Origin of the sequence: Rhizobium altiplani (genome assembly GCF_001542405.1) — a bacterium.
GTDB lineage: Bacteria > Pseudomonadota > Alphaproteobacteria > Rhizobiales > Rhizobiaceae > Rhizobium > Rhizobium altiplani.
In genome coordinates this window covers 92,043-109,955 of sequence record NZ_LNCD01000101.1, presented here as the reverse complement: position 1 = coordinate 109,955, position 17,913 = coordinate 92,043, and the positions used below count along the sequence as shown (strand labels likewise).

The 17,913-nt window shown below is 60.9% G+C and carries 16 protein-coding genes and 3 pseudogenes; 12 read left to right on the top strand and 7 right to left on the bottom strand.

The window, feature by feature from the left end; genetic code table 11:
* Positions 1 to 171 precede the first annotated feature (171 nt).
* Genes AS026_RS24160 through AS026_RS24150 form a run of 3 tightly spaced genes read left to right on the top strand, consistent with a single transcriptional unit; the run spans position 172 to position 3,658 of the window.
* Positions 172 to 1,758, top strand: coding sequence for a Mu transposase C-terminal domain-containing protein (locus AS026_RS24160; RefSeq protein WP_235777076.1), 1,587 nt, complete (start codon positions 172 to 174; stop codon positions 1,756 to 1,758).
* Between the two features lie 2 nt (positions 1,759 to 1,760).
* Positions 1,761 to 2,639: a TniB family NTP-binding protein gene (locus tag AS026_RS24155; protein ID WP_028746973.1), complete on the top strand. Its 879-nt coding sequence runs from the start codon at positions 1,761 to 1,763 to the stop codon at positions 2,637 to 2,639.
* Complete coding sequence (locus AS026_RS24150) at positions 2,636 to 3,658, top strand: TniQ family protein (RefSeq protein ID WP_028746974.1); 1,023 nt, start codon at positions 2,636 to 2,638, stop codon at positions 3,656 to 3,658. The genes AS026_RS24155 and AS026_RS24150 overlap by 4 nt, the downstream gene beginning before the upstream one ends.
* 29 nt (positions 3,659 to 3,687) lie before the next feature.
* Here the strand turns inward: AS026_RS24150 and scpB are convergent, their stop codons facing one another.
* Positions 3,688 to 4,380: an SMC-Scp complex subunit ScpB gene (gene scpB, locus AS026_RS24145; protein WP_051321166.1), complete on the bottom strand. Its 693-nt coding sequence runs from the start codon at positions 4,378 to 4,380 to the stop codon at positions 3,688 to 3,690.
* A gap of 2 nt (positions 4,381 to 4,382) precedes the next feature.
* Positions 4,383 to 5,342, bottom strand: coding sequence for a DUF1403 family protein (locus AS026_RS24140; protein ID WP_028748909.1), 960 nt, complete (start codon positions 5,340 to 5,342; stop codon positions 4,383 to 4,385).
* Positions 5,343 to 5,469: 127 nt separating this feature from the next.
* Between AS026_RS24140 and AS026_RS24135 the strand changes: the two genes are divergently transcribed.
* Together AS026_RS24135 and AS026_RS24130 are read left to right on the top strand one after the other, a co-directional pair.
* Entirely contained in the window at positions 5,470 to 6,582 is a 1,113-nt protein-coding gene (locus tag AS026_RS24135) for a tyrosine-type recombinase/integrase (protein WP_028748910.1), read from the top strand.
* Between the two features lie 440 nt (positions 6,583 to 7,022).
* On the top strand, positions 7,023 to 7,940 hold the full coding sequence (locus tag AS026_RS24130; RefSeq protein WP_062372074.1) for a recombinase family protein: 918 nt from the start codon (positions 7,023 to 7,025) through the stop codon (positions 7,938 to 7,940).
* A 572-nt stretch (positions 7,941 to 8,512) separates the two neighbouring features.
* Here AS026_RS24130 and AS026_RS42440 read toward each other — a convergent pair.
* Positions 8,513 to 8,626 (bottom strand): annotated as a pseudogene (locus AS026_RS42440) (type II toxin-antitoxin system RelE/ParE family toxin); the annotation flags it as partial.
* A gap of 118 nt (positions 8,627 to 8,744) precedes the next feature.
* Between AS026_RS42440 and AS026_RS43630 the strand changes: the two are divergent.
* The 6 genes and pseudogenes from AS026_RS43630 to repC form a co-directional block, all read left to right on the top strand.
* Positions 8,745 to 8,932: pseudogene (locus tag AS026_RS43630) on the top strand (integrase); the annotation flags it as partial.
* A 293-nt stretch (positions 8,933 to 9,225) separates the two neighbouring features.
* On the top strand, positions 9,226 to 9,468 hold the full coding sequence (locus AS026_RS24120) for a hypothetical protein (protein WP_062372070.1): 243 nt from the start codon (positions 9,226 to 9,228) through the stop codon (positions 9,466 to 9,468).
* 192 nt (positions 9,469 to 9,660) lie between these two features.
* Complete coding sequence (locus AS026_RS24115; RefSeq protein WP_018116748.1) at positions 9,661 to 9,957, top strand: hypothetical protein; 297 nt, start codon at positions 9,661 to 9,663, stop codon at positions 9,955 to 9,957.
* Positions 9,958 to 10,417: 460 nt separating this feature from the next.
* The gene (gene repA, locus AS026_RS24110; RefSeq protein ID WP_018116749.1) at positions 10,418 to 11,623 is read left to right on the top strand and encodes a plasmid partitioning protein RepA; all 1,206 of its coding nucleotides are present in this window, start codon (positions 10,418 to 10,420) and stop codon (positions 11,621 to 11,623) included.
* Positions 11,624 to 11,698: 75 nt separating this feature from the next.
* Entirely contained in the window at positions 11,699 to 12,712 is a 1,014-nt protein-coding gene (gene repB, locus AS026_RS24105) for a plasmid partitioning protein RepB (protein ID WP_062372068.1), read from the top strand.
* A gap of 155 nt (positions 12,713 to 12,867) precedes the next feature.
* A complete protein-coding gene (repC, locus tag AS026_RS24100) occupies positions 12,868 to 14,088 on the top strand; it encodes a plasmid replication protein RepC (protein WP_062372066.1) in 1,221 nt (406 codons plus the stop codon).
* 355 nt (positions 14,089 to 14,443) lie between these two features.
* Here the strand turns inward: repC and AS026_RS38895 are convergent.
* From AS026_RS38895 to AS026_RS24075, 3 genes and pseudogenes are all read right to left on the bottom strand, one after another.
* Positions 14,444 to 15,295 (bottom strand): annotated as a pseudogene (locus tag AS026_RS38895) (tyrosine-type recombinase/integrase); the annotation flags it as partial.
* A 96-nt stretch (positions 15,296 to 15,391) separates the two neighbouring features.
* A complete protein-coding gene (locus tag AS026_RS24080) occupies positions 15,392 to 15,799 on the bottom strand; it encodes a type II toxin-antitoxin system VapC family toxin (RefSeq protein WP_018859804.1) in 408 nt (135 codons plus the stop codon).
* Positions 15,799 to 16,053 carry a type II toxin-antitoxin system Phd/YefM family antitoxin gene (locus AS026_RS24075; RefSeq protein WP_018859803.1) on the bottom strand — a complete coding sequence of 85 codons (255 nt, stop codon included), beginning with the start codon at positions 16,051 to 16,053 and terminating at the stop codon, positions 15,799 to 15,801. Before AS026_RS24075 ends, AS026_RS24080 begins: the two co-directional genes overlap by 1 nt.
* A gap of 33 nt (positions 16,054 to 16,086) precedes the next feature.
* On the opposite strand from AS026_RS24075, the gene AS026_RS40420 reads away from it, so the two are divergent.
* Positions 16,087 to 16,722, top strand: coding sequence for a class I SAM-dependent methyltransferase (locus AS026_RS40420; RefSeq protein ID WP_342587575.1), 636 nt, complete (start codon positions 16,087 to 16,089; stop codon positions 16,720 to 16,722).
* Here AS026_RS40420 and AS026_RS24070 read toward each other — a convergent pair.
* The gene (locus AS026_RS24070; protein ID WP_062372055.1) at positions 16,611 to 17,624 is read right to left on the bottom strand and encodes a methyltransferase; all 1,014 of its coding nucleotides are present in this window, start codon (positions 17,622 to 17,624) and stop codon (positions 16,611 to 16,613) included. The genes AS026_RS40420 and AS026_RS24070 overlap by 112 nt on opposite strands.
* Positions 17,625 to 17,913: the final 289 nt, after the last annotated feature.

Sequence of the window (17,913 nt, the reverse complement as noted above, 5' to 3'; positions counted from 1 at the left end):
TGTGGCTTTTACTTTCGGATTTCAAATCGGAAAATGTCATACAGGCGTTAGGTTTAGACGCTAAATCGGTGTCGATTTTTCGCTAACGATTTCAAATGAAGCCCCTTGCCAAAGCGATTTCACGATCGAACCTTGCCGGCGGATCGCCCGATCTCGGACGAGCAGTGGTCGATGGCGCGTCGCATTGCCCGCGAGTTGGACAAGATCCTCGACGGTCGCGGCCCGAGGCAGGCTACCATCACGCGCGCGGCGGCTGAACTGCGCCTAACCACACGGCAAATCTACAATCTCCTCGCCCGATATCGCGCCGATCGGACGGTGACGGCCCTGCTGCCTCGCACTGCGGTCAGTCGGCGCAAACGGCTGTCGGAACAGATCGAGGAGATCATCGCGACCACACTTCGGGAGAAGTGGCTGACGCTCGAGCCGACCGGACTTGCTCCCGTGGTCGACGAGATCCGCGCGCGCTGCGAGGAAGCCGGTCTTGCCGTGCCGTCCTATGTGACGGTCGCTCGACGCATCCCGGTCTTGTTTTCGCCTGAAGAGATCGCCAAGAAGCGTTCGGCCAATCCGAAGCACTTTTTGCGGCTGAAGCCGCGACCCGGCTATATCCATGCGCCGCACCCGCTCGCCGTCTGCCAAATCGACCATACGCCGACCGATATCAATTTCGTGGAGGTTGTTGACGGGGCTGGTGTGTTCGTCGGCCGCCCTTACCTGACTGTCATCACCGACGTGGCGACACGATCCATCCTCGGCTTCTGCCTCACCTTGGAGAAGCCGTCGGTGCTGTCTGTCGCGCTATGCCTCGCCCAGGCCATGTGTCCGAAAGACGCATGGCTTGCCGCGCGCAATCTCAATCACGCCTGGCCGATGTTCGGTCGACCGCGGCTGCTGGTCGCGGACTCGGCGATGGAGTTCAAGGGGCATGCATTCCAACAAGGCTGTGAGGATTACGGCATTCGGATCCGCCCCCGCGATCGTGGCAGGGTCCATCACGGCGGCGTGGTTGAACGGCTGTTGGGCAAAGTCAACGGAGTTCTCGCTACCTATCCGGGCTCCTCGGGGCGTTCCGTCGCCCACCGCGATGAATATCCATCCGAGCGGCGCGCCTGCCTGAGCTTCGCCGATCTCGAGCGCTGCGTCGCGCTGGCCGTGATCGATCACAATCTGCAGGAAAATTCCAAGACCCTGAAGGTGCCGCTGACCGAATGGCAACGCAACGGTTCGGCATTGCCGGTCTTCGGCGACGATCCGCAACGCGTGCTGCTGTCGTTTCTACCAAGAACGGAGAGGCAATTGTCGCCGCAAGGGATCAGCATGTTCGCCCTGCACTATTATTCGGCGTGGCTGGGCGTCTTCGTTCCAGAGCGGGACCGGCTCGGAAAGCTCGAGGTGCGATACGATCCCCGCGACATCAGTCATGTCTATGTCCGCGACCCGGAAACAAGACAGTTTCGGCCGGTCGAGCGACGCGATGGCCAGTTGTCGCCAGTGACCCTATGGGAACATGCGGCCGAGCGCACCCGTCGGCGCACAACCAATCGACGCTCAAACGTCGAGAAGGTGGCGGTCCGCCGCGAGATCGCAGCCATAGCGGAGACCGCAAAGGCTTCCAAGCGCCAGTTGCGCGACGCTGTCCGCAGCGCACATGCCGCCACAGCGGACAAGCCTTATGCGGTCATGCGGCCGCCGGCGCCTCTACCGGCAGAGCATCCGCCGCGCCAAAAGAGCCGGTTGCCGGTCGAGGATTGGTAGCCATGTCGGATCATTTGCTCGAGCATGTCCGGCCATATCTCGGCCGTGATCGGGAAGAGCGGATCGCCTATATCCGCGCACCCCGTTGGATCGGGCATCATGTCGCCCAGGACAGCCATCGGCGGCTGGCCGAGCTCCTGGAACGACCTCCGTCTTTGCGAACCCAGGGGCTGATGTTGGTCGGCCCCTACGCCAACGGCAAGACGATGATCGCCGAACGCTTCGCCGTCGAGCACCTGAGAGCCGCGCCCGCGCAAAAAGTCTGGATGGTCCAGACACGCGAAGGCGCCGGCCTCGGCCATTTCTATGCCAGTATTCTGCAGGCGCTGCGCGCTCCCGGCGGCGATATGTGGGATGTCGGTCGCAAGGCGGAGCAACTCGACCACTTGCTGGAGAGCCTCAAGCCGAAGGTGCTGATTCTCGACGAGTTCCACAATGCGCTGCGGGGCCGTGCCCGCGACGTCGAAGCCGTCTTTGCCTTCCTGCGGCGGATCGGCCGCCAGTACGACATCTCGCCGGTGCTGATCGGCGAGGTGGCCGTCTGCGATTTCATCAACGCCACCAGCGAGATGGCGAGCCGCTTCGAGCTGGTCGCGGTCCCACGCTGGCAGTATGACGAAAACTATCTCATGCTGCTCGACAGTCTCGAGGCCGCATTGCCGCTGGCCAAAAGCTCCGATTTGTCGAACGAGCCGTTGGCGCGTCGGATATTCAGCCTCTCGGAAGGCTTGATCGGCGAGATCGTCACCATCGTCACCAAGGCGGCCGTCGCGGCGATTGGATCCGGAACCGAACGCATCAGCAAGGCCAGCATCGACGAGCTCCGCCACGTGCCGGTTTCTAAGCGGCGCAACGCGGCTCTGCGCGAGAGCCTTCTATGACGACGGTCGACGCGCCTGCACCGACGATCAGCATCCGTGAACACTATCGTGACGTCGCGTCCGACCGCTGGCCGGTCACCGTCGTGCCCCAGGCAGACGAGTTGCTGTCGAGCTGGCTACACCGGCTTGCACATGCCAATGGTGTTCCGCCGCGAGCCTTCGCTCGCGTGCTCCGGCGCAATGCGGTAATGTGGTCGCCAGCCCTTGATTTCCGGCTGCCGGGTGAAATCGCAAAGCTGCTGAGCGCCAACACCGGTATCGCGCCCGATGAGCTGGCGGCGATGATGTTGCCGCACGCCCTGCCGAGGCAGCTTCTGCTGCCGCTTCGCAACGGCGGACATCGGACAGAGTCAACCTGGCTGCAGTTTTGTTCTTACTGTCTCGCCGAGGATGCACAGCCCTATTTTCGGCGGAGATGGCGACTGGCAACCCGGGTTTCATGCTCGAAACATAGCTGTCGATTGCGCGACCGATGTCCGTCCTGCCAAAGCTGCATCGCGGTCTTTGACCAAGCTGAACTGGTGCCGCAACATTACTGTGCCCGCTGTGGCTACGACCTGCGTCGCGCATCGAGAATTGGCATCAGTCCAGCGGCAAGACAACTCGATCGCTGCATCGACGACATCTGTCGATTGGAAGGGATGAGAAATACGCCATCCAGCCGTTCGCTCATTCGACGCCTTTTGAACCTGCCCGATGGCATCTATTCGACGGCGAACCTGATCAGCCTGTCCACGGCGGCACGGGCGCACTGCATTGCGTGGGCAGCAAACCGACCGGACGACGACTGGCTGACGGCCGGCGACGAAACGGCAGCCGCGCAGTGGCGACTTCTGATCTTGGCGGCGAAGGGCCACCGGAGGCTCATCGAGCGTTTTGCGGACTGCCTCGAGAAACGAAGAGAACTCCGGGAACGCCAGGCTAAGACGACTGTCCAGCCAAAGCCCGTGGACGTGGCCGCCCTGCTCGGAGCGTATGCGCGTGTGATGGAGCGTGGTCGACGTCGTCGATCGGCGTGAGACAGGCCGAAACATAGCTCTTGGATGAATCAGTCGTTCTCCGATGCTTCGCTCTCGCGCATCGGCAGTGCATCCCCCTCGAGCGCCTGCCGGCTGAGCAGTCCCGCGTCCTCCAACCGTTCGAGGTCGGGAAGATCGCGTAGCGTCTCGAGGCCGAACGCCGACAGGAAATGCCTGGTGGTCACATAAGTATAGGGCGCGCCGGGTGTCGGGCTGCGCGGCCCGGAGCCAAGAAAGCCGGCGTCGCGCAAACTGGCGATCGTGTCGCGGCTCACCTCTTTGCCGAACATCTTCGACAGCTCGCCGCGGGTCACCGGTTGCAGGTAGGCGATGGCCGCCAGCACCGCGGCTTCGTGCTCGGACAGCGACACCGGAGACGACCGCGTCGGCGCCTGCGACGCGCGGATCGCGGCCGCATAGGCCGAGCGGCTTCGGTGCTGCCAGCCGCCGGCGACCGTAACGATGTCATAAGGACGCGACCGCAGGTCCTCGCGCAGATCATCGATGAGCAGCTCGATGCTGCAGCTCTTTCCGACCACCCGCGCCAGCGTCTCGCGGCTAACCGGTTCCACGGCGGCAAAAATGACCGCCTCCACCCTCAGCATCCATTCGCGCCAGCGCAGCTCCGGCGGTAGATCCTCAAGTTCCCGGTCATAGAGGATTTCATCCTCCGACCTCGATTTCCTTCCTCGATGTGTCCTGGTTGCCCCCGATCCGGTCATCGTCACAATCCAAAAATCCGGAAGGACGTGCGGCCGGAGAGTTCGCGCACCGCGCCAAAACTCTCGAGCCGCTCGAACAGCCGCGTCGCCGCCCAGCGGGAAAGATCGCTGCCGGGCGCGGAAGCCGGCACGGCATCCTCGTCGAGCAGCTTTTCGAAGACGACACCGGCGCCCTTCGTCCGCACCTTCGGCGCCGCCGCCAGCAATGCCTCGGCGCGCCGGCCGATGTCATTGGCCTGCCGCAGGGCCTCGGTCGTCCCTGACACGAGCGCCAGGCACACTGCCCGCGCAAAGCCAGGCTCGCCGGACCGCACCCGTCCGCGGCCGCCGATCGTCTTAAATGCGGCGCCATAGCGTTCGGCCATCAGCAGCGGCACGCCGCACGCCCAGCCGAGTTTTTCCGCCAACAGCCGATCGGCCAACCACCAGGCGAGGATTTCAGCGTCGGGCCGGGCGGCGCAGATTTTCGCCACCAGCTCGGCGACGGCGAAGGGTGCTGTGCGCGGCGACTGCAGCGCGGCGTCGAACAGATCGGCGAGCTCGTCCAGGCCGTCGCGGCGCAAGCCGATCAGTGCCGCCAACCCCTGCAGAACCTTGCTGCCGATCGTCCGCTTCTTCGCCGCCAGCCTTTGGAAGGCCAAAACCATTGTGCCGGCCGGTCCGGGATCGTCGTCGGGTGTGGTGAGCAGCAGCGCATCGCGCAAGGCCGGTTCGCTCTCGGTGCGGCCGATCAGCTGCACCGCCGATTGCGCGCATCTGAGCGCCAGCCGTTGACGCCAGCAGCCGGCCCAAGCGGGTTCGGTGCGCACCAGATCGTCCAAGGATTTCAGGGCGATGCCGGCGGCGAAGGCGGCGTCCGCCTCACCCAGCTCGCCGCCGCGCGGCAAAACCCAGGCCGGCAGGGGCGGCACGGCCGTGGGCGGAACTGGGGTGACGAGAGGCGAGCGGGAGCGCGAATCCATGCTGCCGAGCATAATCGAAGCGTGCAGTTTATGCCATGCGGTTCTGCCGAAACCGCACGGCCCGTCAACACTGTTTTATGTCCGGTAACCTTCCATTACCGGACATAAAGTGATAGCATCCCGAACCATGGAAAATCCCCCGGCAAACACGCCCAAAATCGACGATTCTAGCACCAACGTCGTCGATCCCGGCAGCGAATTGGGCGCTTCACCTCCCGCCCCCGGGCCGACACCCCGTGTCCCGGCGCGGCTGGAAGCCTTGGTCGAGACCGCGACAGCTTATGCCAACGCCGCCAGTTCCGAAAACACCCGCGATGCCTACGCCAAGGACTGGCGGCATTTCACCGCCTGGTGCCGCCGCGAAGGTTTTGAACCGCTGCCCCCCTCAAGCCAGGTGATCGGCCTCTATATCGGCGCCTGTGCTTCGGGCATCTCTGCCGAAAACCCGAAACGCAGTGCCCCTGCCCTCTCGGTGGCGACGATCGAGCGACGTCTCTCCGGCCTCGCCTGGAATTTTACCCAGCGCGGCGTGCCGATGGATCGCACCGACCGGCATATTGCGACGGTGCTCGCCGGCATTCGCCGCAAGCACGCCAAGCCGCCGCGACAGAAGGAGGCCGTGCTTGGCGACGACATCAAGGCGATGGTCAACACCCTCGGCCACGATCTGAGGGGCCTGCGTGACCGGGCCATCCTGCTCCTGGGCTTCGCCGGCGGCCTGCGGCGCTCCGAGATCGCCGGCCTCGACGCTGTCCGCGACGACAAGAGCGATGGCCATGGCTGGATCGAGATTTTTCCCGACCAAGGCGTCCTGGTGACGCTGCGCGGCAAAACCGGATGGCGCGAGGTCGAGGTCGGCCGCGGCGCCTCCAGCGAGACCTGCCCCGTGGCAGCCCTCGAGAGCTGGATCCGCTTCGGCCGGATTGCGCGCGGCCCCCTCTTCCGCCGCATCTTCAAGGACAACAAGACGGTCGACGTCGAGCGGCTTTCCGACAAACATGTCGCCCGTCTGGTCAAGCAGACCGCACTCGCCGCAGGCGTCCGTTCCGATCTTACGGAAGGGGAACGTGCGTTGCTGTTCTCAGGCCACTCGCTGCGCGCCGGCCTTGCCTCCTCAGCCGACATCGAGGAGCGGTATGTTCAGAAACAGCTGGGTCACGCCTCGGCGGAGATGACGCGTAAATATCAGCGGCGGCGCGACCGCTTCCGCACCAATCTGACAAAGGCGTCAGGGCTTTAAGAGGCCCCTCCCCTCGCCCGGCATGAAATCGTTAGGTCAAAATTGCGTGCCGGATTTTCAGCTTAGCGCTTCAATTGAAATCGGGAAGCAAAAGCCACAGCGGCATCCGAAATCGGCCGCAGCAGGCTTGTGATAGGCAATTTGGAAAAATCATAACGCATTGAATTTATGATAAATGATTTGGTGAACAGACGCTATCTGATAGTTAGTGTCCGTCACTGGGTAATGTCACGGACACGTGGCTCACCTCAGATACGTAGGGCATATCGAATTGAACAAAGCGCCCTGGACGGAACGCTTCTTGGCCAAGGAATCCCTGCTTTCCAAGGCATTCAGGCCAGCCCGCTGCTGGAGAAATTGCGCTAGAGACGTTTACAAACGATCGTTTTCTCACGCATTCCTTATCTGTACAAAGCAAGATAAAAAGGCGCGCAAAAAATATGGCAAAACGTCAAGCCGACAATCGGTCGCCAGCGCCGAGACGCCTTATCGGTTACGCGCGCGTCTCTAGCGACGATCAGGTCCACGATGCTCAGATGGACGAGCTGCGCGCCGCCGGCTGCGAGAGAATTTTTCAGGAGCACGGATCGGGTACATCACGAGCGCGGCCCGTTTTGACGCGGCTGCTCGGTGAGCTTACCGCCGGCGACGTGCTTGTCGTCGTCCGTCTGGATCGCCTCGCCCGGTCGGTCAGCCATCTATTGCAAGTGATCGAAGATCTCGAAGAGCGCGGCGTCCACTTCAGGTCCATCCGCGATCCGATCGATACGGCCACACCACAAGGGATGTTTTCTCTTCAGGTTCTTGGTGCCGTCGCACAGCTCGAGCGAGCGCTGATCGCTGAACGAACCAGGGCTGGTATCAAAGCAGCTAAAGCCCGCGGCAAGCTGCCAGGAAACCCCGGACTTCGAGAACGGCGACCAGACGCGATCAGGGCGGTGTCGAAGGCCCGGGAAAAACTCTATCTCGACGAGCTGATCTCATCTGCCCAAACCTGGCTTCCTACCGTTCGGCAAATGCGTCCGCAGCACACCTGGGACAATGTCGTGTGGGTCCTCAATCGCCGCGGCCATGACTGGACGGTGGAAAGGCTGCGTCGCGCCGTGCATCGCATGGTCCGCGAGAAACTGGCCGAACCCGAGCTCCTGGCTCGCTCGCCGCGCCGCGCGCCAGAGGATCATCTCATGAAGCTAGTCGCGGCGATTGCCATTGCCGATCCCGACCTGTCGCTGCGTGACATTGCCACCCAGCTGGATCAGATGGGAGAGCGGCCGGCGCGCGGTGGACGCAAATGGCAGCCATCGTCCGTTCGTCACCTGCTGGATGAGGCGCATCGGTTCGGCCTCATCCGGCATTGAGAGCATGGAGCACGCTTGGGTCCACCACCCCTGATCTCCAAACCACTTCACCGATGCAGGTGACGTAAGCCTTGAGACTCCGTCCAGAACTCGAAAGCCGGCAGCTCGCCAGCGACATCATCCAAAGCCAAGGCTGGAAATCTCTACCGAAATCAGGGCGCGCAGGAAACCGCGCAATCGGCAAGTTGATGCGTTCCTCGAAAGGCAGAAAATCCACGCTGAAACGGTGTTCGTCGTAGGGGAGCCGCAAAGGCTTGGGGCGCGCGCAAGGACGGCATCCTCCCAAGCCAGGTTAGGCGGGATTCTCAGAGCACGATGAATGTCGGCATGATAGCGGCCAACAATCTCCAGGGTAAGCCAGCGCTCAAGCTCGTCGAAGACCATGACAGCATGCTTTTGAGGATCGTAATCGCCGCGGCGACATCGCTTGACGTAGAGCCTGGCAAGAAATGAGCGGCGCCCATCATTGCGCCGATGAGCCGCTCGATGTGCCCGCCAAAATGCGACGGGCGACTGGTCGGTGGATAAGGTTAATGCCGTGCTCAGCCGCCCCCCCACGCGAGGGCTCTTCCCCGCTCCAAGGCCTCGTCGGGATGGTCACCGAGATCGTAGTAAGCGGCGAAGAGATGATCGAAGATCAGTTCAAAATCGCGCCCCGCTTCGACAGAGTATTCAAGACTCCACATGAAGAGCTCTCTGCTTGCGCGCGATCATATCGTCGACCGCGCCTGCCATTGCCTCTTCAGACATAGACGCTCCGCTGAGCCGCCGGTGGATCAGCTCCCGCAGGGCTTCCGTCTCAGCAGGGTGGCGATGGCTGGGTTGGAGCCCCGGGATTTCTCCTCGCACGGATTGCGGTCGGGGTATCTGACTGAGGCGGCTAATCGTGGCGTCCCTCTGCCCGAGGCAATGGAGCAGTCACGGCAACAGTCCCGTCGAGCTATTACAACAACGCGTCGCGGCGCAGCGGGCGCGCCGCCCGCCTGCTCTAGGACCACAACCAACACCAAGATGACGTTCGATTGGGCGTTAAAGGACCTTCTGAACCAGTTGATTCGCCATCTGCCAGCCTGCCTGTCGCTCGACGCGAAGGCGGACTCGTCCGGAGACGGCTCCGAAGCCTTGGCCTCCTTCCTTGCTTCGCCATTTGGCTTCAGCTGCTTCCGTCCTTGACCATCAATATATGCTGCAAGGTGCACCACGATCCTGTGGGTTGCCTGCCGCAACCCGTTGTAGCCTCCAACGAAGTCGACGATGCTGGCCCGGAATCAGAGGGGAACTCACAATGCAATCCGGCCTGGCGACGATTACAATTGCTGACGATGGCCACAGCGAACACGTCGCATTCGAGCTTTCAGGCCGCTCGGGACTTCTCTTTGCACAGCAAGAGCTCCTGGTGCGGGCCAAGAATGCAAAGGCCGTGCGACTAGCATTTCTGACGGCAAGGTCCGAGCATCTGATCCGGATCGGAAATGTAGACGCGAGCTGCGCAAATTTCTCCATCCTCCAGGACCTCAATCCGTCCTGACAGCAATTTCGACGGGCAATTGCTGCGAAGGTCGTCCTGCATCAAAGGCGCTGACGGTTCGCGCCGCGGGGCGCCCAATCGCGATGGTCACGACAGTGCCGCACCGGTTTGTCGATCCGATCTCGGAACAACGACTTTTCACCTCCGTTTCAAAGTTAGTTGCAATCACGCAGCGGTTTTATGGAGGCAGTCATGCATCTGAAATTAGTCGCCACGTCGCTCCTGGCCATCGGACTTGCCAGTTCGGCCTTTGCACAGTCAAACCCGGCTCCGGCGGGCTCCACCATGGACAAGAACCATGGCGCCGCCACAAGCACGACCAAACCCATGAAGATGAAGAAGGTTGATAAGTCGACCACCGGCAGCACGACCCAAAACGTCAACAAGGAAAACTGCAAGTCGATCAAAGGAAAGAATTCGTTGCAGACCCAGGGCGGCAACAGCAACACAGAGAATGCCGAAGACACTTGCGCGGACAATAACAACTGACCTGCCGGTCCGGCTTTTGGAAGGATGGCGTAGTTTGAGACTTCGCCATCCGGTGTCCTTCAATGCCCTCTTGTTGATCCCAGGCTCTGACGGGCGATAGGTCTAGGGTTAGCAGCGGAGATCCTTGGGCAGGCATTGTCGATCGCACGCCCCGCCGGTCGCTGCCGAATTGCTCTCTGAACAATTTTCGGTGGACAACACCGATTTCTTGAATTGCGCGGCCGCGAATCTTTTGACAGCCGTGCAAACACCAAAAATATCTCGCAAAATCAGCAGGTTGATTCGCTTTTGGCGGCTCCGCTGTGCGCACTTCGCCATTGGAAGGCGTTTCTGCCGGAGAACCGGGCATATTAAGCCTTTGTTAACTAAAAACTTCTTGCGCCATTCAGAGAATCGCATCTAAATCACGCTTAAGATGCAAATCGCTTGAGAAAAGCGTTATTCCGGAAAATGGCAAGATATGAACATGGCACCAGTCTTCATCGAAGACCTTGAGTTCGACAAGGAAATCCTTGAACAAGGCGAACTCATCTCCGACAAGCTGAACATGCTTCGGCTGGAACAGTACCCACCGAACGCTATGAAGGGCCTCAGGCACTTCTCGTTGGCCGAGGTTGCCGAGTACCTCGGCGTCACTCAGAATCATATCAAGAAGCTCCATCTCGAAGGCAAGGGCCCTGCGCCTCAGCTGTCGGGCTCTGGCCGTCGCTCGTACACCGCCGAGCAGATGATGGAACTGCGTCGCTATCTCGACAAGCATGGCCGGTCGGATTTCAAGAAGTATGTGCCGCATCGCCGCAATGGCGAAGAGCTGCAAGTCATCTCCGTCGTCAACTTCAAGGGCGGTTCGGGCAAGACGACCTCCGCAGCCCATCTCGCGCAATATCTCGCGCTAACCGGCCACCGTGTGCTTGCCGTCGATCTCGATCCTCAGGCATCGTTCACATCGCTCCACGGCATCCAGCCCGAGCTCGACCGCAATCCATCCTTCTACGAGGCTCTCCGCTACGACAGCGAGCGCAAGTCGATCAAGGAGCTGATCCGGCCCACGAACTTCCCGGGCCTCGACATCGTTCCAGCAAATCTCGAACTGCAGGAATACGAGTATGAGACGCCTCTTGCCGCCTCATCCAAGAACCAGCAGGAAGGCAAGCTATTCTTCACCCGCATTTCGCAGGCCCTTAAGGAAGTCGACGCTGACTACGATGTCGTCGTCATCGACTGCCCGCCGCAGCTTGGCTACCTCACGCTGACGGCGCTCAGCGCTTCTACGGCGGTTCTTATCACCGTCCATCCGCAGATGCTCGACGTCATGTCAATGAGCCAGTTCCTGTTGATGCTTGGCGGCATCCTTGAATCGATCAAGGGGGCAGGGGCCTCGGTCAAGCTGAAATGGTTCCGTTACCTGGTAACGCGTTATGAGCCGATGGACCAGCCGCAGGCGCAGATGGTCGGTTTTCTCCAGGCGCTGTTCAACAAACGCATGTTGAAGAACCAGATGCTGAAGTCCACGGCGATCTCGGATGCCGGCATCACCAAGCAAACCCTGTACGAAATTGAGAAGTCGCAGTTTACCCGCTCCACCTATGAACGAGCGGTAGAGAGCCTGAATGCGGTCAATGGAGAGATTGTTTCCTTGATCCACGGCGCGTGGGGACGGAAGTGACGTTTTTGACAGCCGTGCAAACGATCAGAAAGTCGATTGCTTTCAGGGAGATGAATACCAAAGGCGGAGATGGAAATGGCTAGAAAGAACCTCTTTGCGAGCGTAACGGCGACGCTGGGCGACGATGTCGACCGCGCCGCCGTCACTGCGTCTGAAGCACGCGCCTCCTATACGCGACGAGGGGCGTCACGCTCGATGATCCAATCCCTTGACGAGCTTGCCGAGACCTCCATGCGGGTGCTTGACGGCGAGACCGTCATATCGCTCGATCCAGGCGATCTCGATGGTTCTTTCGTTGCCGATCGAATTGGCGACGACGACGAGGCATATACCGGTCTACGGGAGGCCATTCGCCACTCGGGCCAATCCACCCCAATCCTCGTGCGCCCGCATCCAACCGATGACGGCCGATACATGATTGTGTTCGGCCATCGTCGTGCGCGTGCTGCACGCGAGCTTGGTTTGAAGGTACGTGCCGTCGTCAAGCCGCTTGCCGATATCGAGCACGTTATCGCCCAAGGCCAGGAAAATACGGCCCGCGCCGATCTGACCTTTATCGAAAAGGCGATCTTTGCCAGCAAGCTGCAGCGAAGCGGAATGTCCCGCGACGTCCTTAAGACAGCGCTTACCGTCGATGACAGCCTTTTGTCGCGCATGCTTTCCGTTGCAGAAGTCGTTCCTGACAGCGTGCTGGACGCTCTGGGGGCTGCCAAGGGCGTCGGCCGAGATCGGTGGGAGGAGTTGAAGAAACTCGTTCTCAATCCCGCTGTGGCCCAGCGAGCGTGCCAGACGGTGAAGGAGGACGGCTTTGCCGCCCTCACGAGCGACGACGCGAGATTTCTTTATCTTCTCACGACCCTGAAGAGCTCAAGCAAGTCAGGTCGTCCGTCCAAGCAGAAGCCCGCCGTTTCTGCCTGGGCTCCGGTAGATCAGTCCGTCAGCGTGACGGCAAAACCCAGGGCCAACGGCCTTGTGATGGAGTTTGGAAATCCGAAGGGCAAATCCTTCGGCCTGTGGCTCTCCAGCAATATGGACAGCCTCTTCGAGCAATATTCAAGATCAACCGATAAACAGCAAACAGGAGACTGAACAGCAAAAGAAAAAGGCCCCCTCAACGTTGCCGCCGTGGAAGCCTTCCTCTGAACTAGACACTTAGAGAATCGCATTTCCTCGAATCGCAGTCAAGAGTCTTTGGCACCGTTTTGGTGAGCAATTTTCTTTTGCCTTCTGAAAGGTGAAGGAAAATGCACGGTGAACACATAACGACGCCCTTTGGGCGGCGGCCGATGACGCTTGCGCTCGTGAAACGCCAGACAATCGTTTCCGAAATCAGGCAAGGCAAATCAGCAAACAAGTGGAAGATCTTCCGCGACGTCTCCGAGGCCAAGGTGATGCTTGACCTCAAGGACCGCAGTCTGGCCGTCCTCGATGCCCTCTTGAGTTTCCACCCGGAAAATGAGCTAAGGCAGGACGCACCGCTTGTCGTCTTCCCTTCGAATGCGCAGCTTTCGCTTCGCGCCCATGGTATCGCCGGAGCAACGCTTCGAAGGCATCTCGCTTTCCTCGTCGAGGCAGGTCTCATCCTGCGCAAGGACAGTGCGAACGGCAAGCGTTACGCCCACCGGGGCAGGGGAGGGGAGATCGAAAGTGCCTTCGGGTTCGATCTGTCACCGCTGCTTGCGCGCGCAGACGAGCTTGCAGCGTTTGCCAATCAGGTTGTCGCAGAACGAACGGCGATCCGCAGAGCCAGGGAGAAGCTTACAATCTGCCGGCGCGATGTTCGCAAGCTCATCGCCATGGCCGCCGAGGAAGGTGTCAGCGGCGATTGGGACCGCATCAGCGAAGCCTGCACCGCCCTGCTGAAACCACTGAACCACTCGGCCGGCCTTGAGACCATCAATCGTGTTTTGAACGATATGGGCCTTCTGTTGTCCGAAGTCACCAATATCCTGAAATTCCACTCAGATTCCGATAATCCAAGCACCAATGATGCTCACAGTGAGCACCACACACAGAGTTCTTATACTGAATCTCATATTGAATCTGAACGTGACGGCAAACCTCTCGCTTGCGAACCAGACGCCCATCACGGATCTGAGCGTAGCCGCACCGAGACCGTTCCACTGAGCATGGTGCTCAGGGCGTGCACAGACATAGGCGCCTACGGACCGGGAGGAACCATTGCCAGTTGGCGGGACCTGATGGCCGCATCGGCCGTCGTCAGATCGATGCTCGGCGTCAGCTCTGCCACCTTTGAGGATGCCTGCCATGTGATGGGACCGGAAAACACTGCCATCACTGTCGCCTGTATTCTTGAGCGCGCTCGCCACATCAACTCGGCCGGCGGTTATTTGAGGGATTTAACCCGACGCGCTCGCCAGAAAGCATTTTCGCCCACGCCGATGCTGATGGCCCTGCTCCGCGCGAATTTAGGTACAGAGGGCCGCGCTCGCACAGTCACGTAGAAACCTGGCCATTTCGGTGCCTGTTGCGTCGAGACAAATCATCTTCAGGAACCACGAATGACGTCCAAAAGGCAGCGCTTTTGCCCTTTTGCCGAAGTCATCAACGTATACCTGGGGTTTGGCCACCAACCAGCAACGGAAAAGAATGCTTGGTTAACTTCCGCAATCAGCGCAGCTTCTTGGAATGTCAAGGATGTTAGACCCGACCAGAAAATGCTCACGACCACGTCACGCCAGTCCAGAACCGCCCACAATGTGTGGCTCTTACTTCCCGATTTCAATTGGAGCGCTAAGCTGAAAATCAGACGCGTGAATTTTACCTAACGATCTCGCAACACCGATAGGGGAGGGGCCTTCAAAGCCCCGACGCCCTGGTGAGATTGATCCGGAACCGATCGCGGCGGCGCTGATATTTGCGGGTCATTTCCGCACTGGCATGGCCGAGTTGCTTCTGGACGTAACGCTCGTCTACTTCGGCGGAGGACGCGAGGCCGGCACGCAGCGAATGGCCCGAGAATTTCTCGGCCGGATCACCCTCGCTCTGATCTCCGCAAACACCGGCGGCAAGTGTCGCCTTCTTGACGAGACGTGCCACCTCCCGGTCATTCAATCGGTCCGGCCCAACGTCCTTGCCCTAGCCCTGGACCCGGCGTAAGAGCGGACCTCTGGCGATCCGGGCGAACTTGATCCAGGTCTCGACGGCAACGATCGGGCAGGTCGTGTCGGACGAGCCGTGGCCGATCTCGACCTCTCGCCAGCCGGTCTTCCCGCGCAGGGTGACGAGCAGGCCCTTGTCGAGGATCTCGATCCAGCCGCGGCCGTCTTCCGTCTGGTCGCGACCAAGGTCCAGTCCGACGATCTCCAAGCGGCGCAGGCCGCCGGCAAAGCTGATGAGCAGCATGGCGCGATCGTGCAAGCCCCGCAATGTAGCGCGGTCGAGGGTGTCGAGCATGGCGAGCAAGTCTTCCGGAAGCACGGCTTCCTTCTGCCGGGGAGGGGCAGCATGGGTGTTGCGGATGCCGGCCATGACCGTGGCGATGGCGCGGTCCTTGCGATCGAGTTTCTCGCCGCCACGCTGGGCGTAGTCCAGGACAGCGAAGAGAGACGGCGTTCGATTGTTGTGACCGAGTTGGGCTTGCGGTCGGCCGTTATGGCCGCCTGACGCGCAGGCGGTTATACAGAGGCCGACGACCTGGGGATCCGGGGGAGGGGAGTGCAGTGCCACCAGGATTCGCGTCGACCGTTACACCACCCGGGTGGGAGAGATCGACTTTTTGCAGTTCCGAGCCCGTCGCTGAGCCGCTCACGCCGGTGTCTCCCAGGGATTGATCACAGATGCGTCCGTGTCTTCAAAATCCTTGACGTTGCGCGTGACGAGGATCAGGTCGTGGACGATGGCGGTCGCGGCGATCAACCCGTCAATATCGCCACGCGGCCGGATCGCGGCGATGCGGCCCCATTCGACGGCGATCTGGTCGGTCACCGGCAGGATGCGGTCGCCATGGTCGTGGCGCAGCTTGCGCAGCCATTCGGCGAGGTGAGCGGCGGCCTTCGGATCCGACTTCTGTTTCAGCGCAATGCCGCGCATGATTTCGCCGAGGGTCAGCGCGCTCAGATGGATGCTAAGCGGGTCTACCGAGCGCAGCCAAGCAACCGCCTGCGGCGTGCCGCGTCGCGCCTCCGAAACGATGTTGGTGTCAACCAGATACATCAGAAGGCCACGTCGCGGCTTGGCGTCTTGGCGCGCGCCTCGACCGCATCGGCGAGCTCATCGTCCCAAGCGGGACCGCCAAGCAGATCGTCGACCAGCGTCGGTCGGCCGGCGCGCAGAGCGTCATAGTCGTGGGCGGACAGCACCACGGCCGTGCGCTCTCCACGAAGCGTGACGATCTGCGGCCCCTCGTGTCGTGCCTTCTGCACCACTTTCGAGAAATGGTTCTTGGCGTCCTGCAGTTGCCATTCCATTGCTTTGCTCCAAACTAGCTAGACTGTCTAGCCATATATACCTGTTGTCCGGCGGGTGAAAGCGCAAATTTCCACCGATCGAGGGCGATTTCGGCCTTCATTACGCGGGAGATCACACCACAAACGGGGCATGTCATCGAACTCGGGCCGGGTACCGGCGTGTTTACGACCAAGATGATCGAACGCGGCGTCAGGCCCCAACACCTCACTTTGGTCGAGTACAGTCAAGAGTTTGTTGAACGCCTCAAGGGCCGCTTTCCAGGTGCCCGGGTACTGTCGATGGACGCTGCACGTCTGCAAGATCTTAAATTTCCACCAGAGACGTCGGTGGGCGCCGTCGTTAGCGGCCTTCCGCTACTGACCATGCCGGTAGGCAAGGTGATGGAGATCCTCGAAGGACCTTTCCGGCACCTGCGGCCCGGCGGTGCATTCTACCAGTTCACTTATATGAGCAAGTGTCCTGTCCCCCAGTCAGTTCTTGATCATCTTGATCTGAACGCAACGCAGGTGGACCGAACCTTTCGGAACCTCCCACCGGCCGCGGTCGCGGTTTGCGCTCAGTCAGGCTTGAAGCCTATCACCATCGAGTCCGGCCCCAGCAACGGCTCGACGCGCGTCGCCACGAAACCGGCGTCGCGCATCCAGGCCTGGCAGTCGCCGCCGGTGTAGTCGAACCCACCGGGGGTCTCGATCAGCATGTTCAGGCTCATCAGCAGGCCGAAAGCGTTCAAGCGGCGCTCGTCATCGATGACGGCATCGTAGACGATCACGGCTCCGCCGTTCGGCAGCGCGGCAAAGGCCTTTTCCAAGAGCATTCTCTTCTCGGCAAGGTCCCAGTCGTGCAGGATGTGCCCCATCAAGATCACATCCGCATTCGGCATCGGGCCGTCAAAGAAGTTGCCGCTTTGGAAGCGGATACGGTCGGCGAGACCCTGTCGGGCGACGAACTCGTCGAATATCGGCTGCACGGCGGGCAGGTCGAAGCCGATGGCCTGAAGATGCGGATGCGCTCGCGCGATCACCACCGGCACCATGCCCTGCGCCGCGCCCACATCGACGAAGGTCGTGTATTTCGACCAGTCGAAACGGGCGGCGATCGCCTGCGCCGCACCGGCGCTGATCCCGCTCATCGCTTCGAGGAACCCGCGCAGCCGCGCCGGCTCTGCATAGATCGCGGCGAAGAAGTCTTCGCTGTGCTTGGCTTCATTCTGCGGCTCCCCGGTGAGCAGGGCTTCGGTCAGCGAACCCCAGAAACCGTAGAGCCGGGTATTGGCCATTTCCAGGATGCCGCCGATATAGGAGGGCTTGCCTTTGTCGAGGAAGAGGTCGGTATCGGGGGCATTGCGATAGTGGCCGTCCTCGCGTTCGAGCAGCTTCAGGGCCACCAGGGTGTCGAAGAAGTCGCGGGCCGCGCGAGGATGCAGTTGCAGCCTGGCCTGCAGGTCGCTGAGGTTGGCCGGCCCGGCCGCGAGCGCGGTGAAGACGCCGAGCTCGACCGCGCTGAGCATGGCTTTGGAGGCCCAGAACCCCATGCCGAGCTGCATGATGTTGTCCGGCGTCGTTTCGCCCATCGTACCCCTCCTCCTGATCGTATCGTCGAACAGCATCTGGGATTGGTGCGGAAACCGAGCGGTCCGGCCTGGCATGCCCAGTCCCGTCTCGTCGAGGCACCCTGCAAGGGAAAATAGAGCGTTTTGCGATGCCCTGCAATTAATCAAGAAGCACTACGTGAGCAGTGCGAAAGCTCGTGCATCCAACGAGCCGCGCCTCAACCACTTGCCGCCGTGTCTGTCATGCAGCCGCAATTGCAAACATGTTTCCCTCCGCCCATCCGATTAGCTCGGGTGCAGTACATCCCTA

What these genes read in the sequence shown, in the direction of transcription:
- AS026_RS24160 (WP_235777076.1), top strand. Translation starts at nt 172, where the DNA reads ATGGCGCGTCGCATTGCCCGCGAGTTGGACAAGATCCTCGACGGTCGC.
- AS026_RS24155 (WP_028746973.1), top strand. Translation starts at nt 1,761, where the DNA reads ATGTCGGATCATTTGCTCGAGCATGTCCGGCCATATCTCGGCCGTGAT.
- AS026_RS24150 (WP_028746974.1), top strand. Translation starts at nt 2,636, where the DNA reads ATGACGACGGTCGACGCGCCTGCACCGACGATCAGCATCCGTGAACAC.
- scpB (WP_051321166.1), bottom strand. Translation starts at nt 4,380, where the DNA reads ATGACCGGATCGGGGGCAACCAGGACACATCGAGGAAGGAAATCGAGG.
- AS026_RS24140 (WP_028748909.1), bottom strand. Translation starts at nt 5,342, where the DNA reads ATGGATTCGCGCTCCCGCTCGCCTCTCGTCACCCCAGTTCCGCCCACG.
- AS026_RS24135 (WP_028748910.1), top strand. Translation starts at nt 5,470, where the DNA reads ATGGAAAATCCCCCGGCAAACACGCCCAAAATCGACGATTCTAGCACC.
- AS026_RS24130 (WP_062372074.1), top strand. Translation starts at nt 7,023, where the DNA reads ATGGCAAAACGTCAAGCCGACAATCGGTCGCCAGCGCCGAGACGCCTT.
- AS026_RS24120 (WP_062372070.1), top strand. Translation starts at nt 9,226, where the DNA reads ATGCAATCCGGCCTGGCGACGATTACAATTGCTGACGATGGCCACAGC.
- AS026_RS24115 (WP_018116748.1), top strand. Translation starts at nt 9,661, where the DNA reads ATGCATCTGAAATTAGTCGCCACGTCGCTCCTGGCCATCGGACTTGCC.
- repA (WP_018116749.1), top strand. Translation starts at nt 10,418, where the DNA reads ATGAACATGGCACCAGTCTTCATCGAAGACCTTGAGTTCGACAAGGAA.
- repB (WP_062372068.1), top strand. Translation starts at nt 11,699, where the DNA reads ATGGCTAGAAAGAACCTCTTTGCGAGCGTAACGGCGACGCTGGGCGAC.
- repC (WP_062372066.1), top strand. Translation starts at nt 12,868, where the DNA reads ATGCACGGTGAACACATAACGACGCCCTTTGGGCGGCGGCCGATGACG.
- AS026_RS24080 (WP_018859804.1), bottom strand. Translation starts at nt 15,799, where the DNA reads ATGTATCTGGTTGACACCAACATCGTTTCGGAGGCGCGACGCGGCACG.
- AS026_RS24075 (WP_018859803.1), bottom strand. Translation starts at nt 16,053, where the DNA reads ATGGAATGGCAACTGCAGGACGCCAAGAACCATTTCTCGAAAGTGGTG.
- AS026_RS24070 (WP_062372055.1), bottom strand. Translation starts at nt 17,624, where the DNA reads ATGGGCGAAACGACGCCGGACAACATCATGCAGCTCGGCATGGGGTTC.